General features: G+C 65.4%; 3 protein-coding genes and 1 pseudogene (1 of these 4 cut by a window edge). All 4 read left to right on the plus strand.

Features of this window, described 5'->3' with window-relative positions; all coding sequences use genetic code 11:
* The coding region (locus EOC06_RS30945; RefSeq protein WP_206631292.1) for a His/Gly/Thr/Pro-type tRNA ligase C-terminal domain-containing protein at positions 1-603 on the plus strand (603 nt) is incomplete at its 5' end.
* A 60-nt stretch (positions 604-663) separates the two neighbouring features.
* Positions 664-1,785, plus strand: coding sequence for an ATP phosphoribosyltransferase regulatory subunit (locus EOC06_RS30950; protein ID WP_128309575.1), 1,122 nt, complete (start codon positions 664-666; stop codon positions 1,783-1,785).
* Positions 1,782-2,480 carry an ATP phosphoribosyltransferase gene (hisG, locus tag EOC06_RS30955; RefSeq protein ID WP_128309576.1) on the plus strand — a complete coding sequence of 233 codons (699 nt, stop codon included), beginning with the start codon at positions 1,782-1,784 and terminating at the stop codon, positions 2,478-2,480. The genes EOC06_RS30950 and hisG overlap by 4 nt, the downstream gene beginning before the upstream one ends.
* Before the next feature lie 331 nt (positions 2,481-2,811).
* A pseudogene (locus EOC06_RS30960) lies at positions 2,812-3,325 on the plus strand (AMP-binding protein); it runs 1,263 nt beyond the window's last position.

Below are 3,325 nucleotides of genomic sequence, written 5' to 3' on the forward strand. Positions count from 1 at the left end.
CTCGAATACTACACCGGCCCCGTCCTCGAAGCAGAGCTTCTGGCCGAAATCCCCAACGAAGACGGCCAGATCGTGCGCTTCGGTTCGGTCGGTGGCGGCGGGCGCTATGATGGCCTGGTGTCGCGCTTTCGTGGAGAGCCTGTGCCGGCGACCGGTTTTTCCATCGGCGTCTCCAGGTTGATGACGGCGCTGAAGAACCTCGGCAAGCTCGACGCCTCGGACGTGATCGCGCCTGTCGTCGTGCTGGTGATGGACAAGGACACCGACAGCCTCGGCCGCTACCAGAAGATGGTGGCGGAGCTGCGCGCCTCCGGCATCCGTTCCGAAATGTATCTCGGCGGCGCCGGCATGAAGGCGCAGCTCAAATATGCCGACCGGCGCGGCTGCCCGGTCGCCATCATCCAGGGCGGCGACGAGCGCGCCAAGGGCGAACTGCAGATCAAGGACCTGATCGAAGGCGCGCGCATGTCTGCCGAAATCACCGACAACGCCGAATGGCGCGCCGCCCGCCCGGCGCAGGTGACGGTGGCGGAGGGCGAACTGGTCGCCGAGGTGAAGAAGATATTGGCGGCGCAGGCTGAGGAGAGGGCGCGTGGCAAGTAGAGGCCGCGTTGGCGCCTCTGGTTTGGGACCAGAGGGTCGTGCAGCACTGAGGTCAGGAAGTTGACCTCCCGCACCCCCGCCATCTCCACCGACATCACCAACCTCTTCGCCACGCGCGACACGCACGCCGTCGAGGTCGCCATATTGCAGCCGGCGGACCCCTTCCTCGACATGGCCGGCGAGGATTTGCGCCGCCGCATCTTCCTGACCGAAAGCGAGACCGGCCAGACGCTGTGCCTGCGGCCGGAATTCACCATCCCCGTCTGCCTCGACCACATAAGCTCGCAGGCCGGCACACCCCGCCGATATTCCTATCTGGGCGAGGTGTTTCGCCAGCGCCGCGAAGGCGGCAACGAGTTCTTCCAGGCCGGCATTGAGGATCTCGGTGACCGCGATACCGCTGGAGCCGATGCCCGCTCGGTGGCCGACGCGCATGCGCTGCTGTCGCTGGTGCTGCCTGGTCAGGCGCTGGCGATCACGCTAGGCGACCAGACCATTTTCGAGGCGGTGCTGGCCGCCCTTGGCCTGCCGCGCGGCTGGCGCATGCGCCTTGCCCGCGCCTTCGGCTCGGCGCCGATGCTTGAGGCGGCACTCGCCGATCTCGCCAACCCGCCGCGCAACAGCCAGCTCTCCGGTCCGGTCGCCGCCCTCGTCCTCGACGGTGATCTGGACGGTCTTTCCGCCCATATCGCCAGCGGCATGGAAGAGGCGGGCCTGTCGGCGTCCGCCGGACGCGCGCCGTCCGACATTGCGCGGCGGCTGATCGAGAAAGCCGAATTGCGCAGCGTTCGGCTGTCGAGCGAGGCTTTTTCCGCGCTGAAGGATTTTCTGGCGATCGACGTTCCGCTTGATGGCGCGGCCCAGGCACTGGAGACCTTCGCCACCGGCGCCGGGCTGTCGCTCGATGTCGCGCTGGAAAAGTTCGCTGCCCGCGCCAAGGCGATCGAGGCGCACGGCTTGCCGGCCGATAAAATCCGCTACGACGCCGCCTTCGGCCGCCCGCTCGATTACTACACCGGCCTGGTTTTCGAAATCGCGGCCGACAATGGCGACCGGCCGCTGGTCGGCGGCGGCCGCTATGACCGGCTGCTGACCCTGCTTGGCGCGAAGACGCCTATCCCCGGCGTCGGCTTTTCCGTCTGGCTCGACCGCATCGAGGCATTGCGGGAGACGGCGCCATGATCACGCTGGCGATCCCGTCGAAAGGCCGACTGAAAGAACAGGCGCTGGAAGTACTGGCCAAAGCCGGCCTCGCCGTCAGCCTGCCCGGCGACGAGCGCAAATACCACGCCCGCGTCGAGGGCCTGGACGATGTCGAAGTGGTGTTCCTGTCGGCTTCCGAAATATCAGGCGAGATCGGCCAGGGCGCCGTCGATCTCGGCATCACCGGCGAGGATTTGGTGCGTGAAAACCTCGCCGATTGGGAGACTCGTGCCGAAATCGTCGCCCGTCTCGGCTTCGGCCATGCCGATGTCGTGGTTGCCGTGCCCGACATCTGGCTCGATGTCGACACCATGGCCGATCTCGACGACGTCGCCGCCGATTTTCGGCAGCGCCATGGCCGGCGGCTGCGCATCGCCACCAAATACTGGCGGCTGACGCAGCAATTCTTCTCGCAGAAGCACGGCATCCAGGTCTATCGCATCGTCGAGAGCCTGGGGGCTACCGAAGGCGCGCCGGCGGCCGGTCTGGCCGATGTCATCGTCGACATCACAACCACCGGCTCGACGCTGCGCGCCAATCATCTCAAGGTGCTGGGCGATGGCCTCGTCCTGCGCTCGCAGGCCTGTCTGGTGGCGTCGAAGAAGACACGGGCGGCGGCGGATGATGCGCTCTTGCGCGACATTGCCGCGAAGATGGCGGCGGCGGCCGGATAGGAATTATTTCCTTGACCGGTGAGGGCAGCTATGCTACATTTTTGCCCATGGTGCTGATTTGCGCCGGTGACCCGCCGCCCAGGCGGGTTTTTTCGTTTTGGCGCGCTTCGTCAGCCAACGCGAAGCTCCGGAGCATCGTTGACCGGATCGTTGCCCTTTGACGACCATCGGCGGGATTTCCTCCACTCCGGCAGGCTGATAGGCTCGGCTAATGCATGTCGCCCAAAGTGATCTCGGTTTTGGGAGAACGACATGCATAAAAGCAAGGACCTAGAACGCGTCGCATGATTCTGTTTCAGCGCGACGCACTTAGTCCCGGGAGGAGAGAGCGATGCCGGTCAATCTCGACGAGCTGAAGAATGCCAGCAATCTGCGCGGACGCGGCGCGCGTGCTGGCGGTGTCTTCGTGGCACCCGTCGACAACAGGGCGCATGTCTCTGGCGAACGCAGCGTGCCGCTGCTCGACAAGACCATCCCCGCGCTGTTTTCCGACACCGTCAGCAAATACGGCACGCTCGACGCCGCAGTCTTCGTCGACCAGGACAAGCGCTTCACCTGGAGCGAACTGTCGGACACGGTCGACGCACTGGCCGCCGGCTTCCTGGCGCTGGGCTTGGCAAAGGGCGATCGCGTCGGCATCTGGTCGCCCAACCGCTGGGAGTGGCTGGTAACGCAGTTCGCCACCGCCCGCATCGGCCTGATCCTGGTCAACATCAACCCCGCCTATCGGTTGACCGAGCTCGACTATGCGCTGAACAAGGTCGGTTGCAAGGCGCTGGTCACCGCTGCCAAGTTCAAGACGTCAGACTATCTCGGCATGATCGAGACGCTGGCGCCCGAGATCG

Source organism: Mesorhizobium sp. M7A.F.Ca.MR.362.00.0.0, from assembly GCF_004023175.1.
Taxonomy (GTDB): domain Bacteria; phylum Pseudomonadota; class Alphaproteobacteria; order Rhizobiales; family Rhizobiaceae; genus Mesorhizobium.

Coding starts and splice junctions, on each gene's coding strand:
- hisG (WP_128309576.1), top strand. CDS start 1,782: ATGATCACGCTGGCGATCCCGTCGAAAGGCCGACTGAAAGAACAGGCG.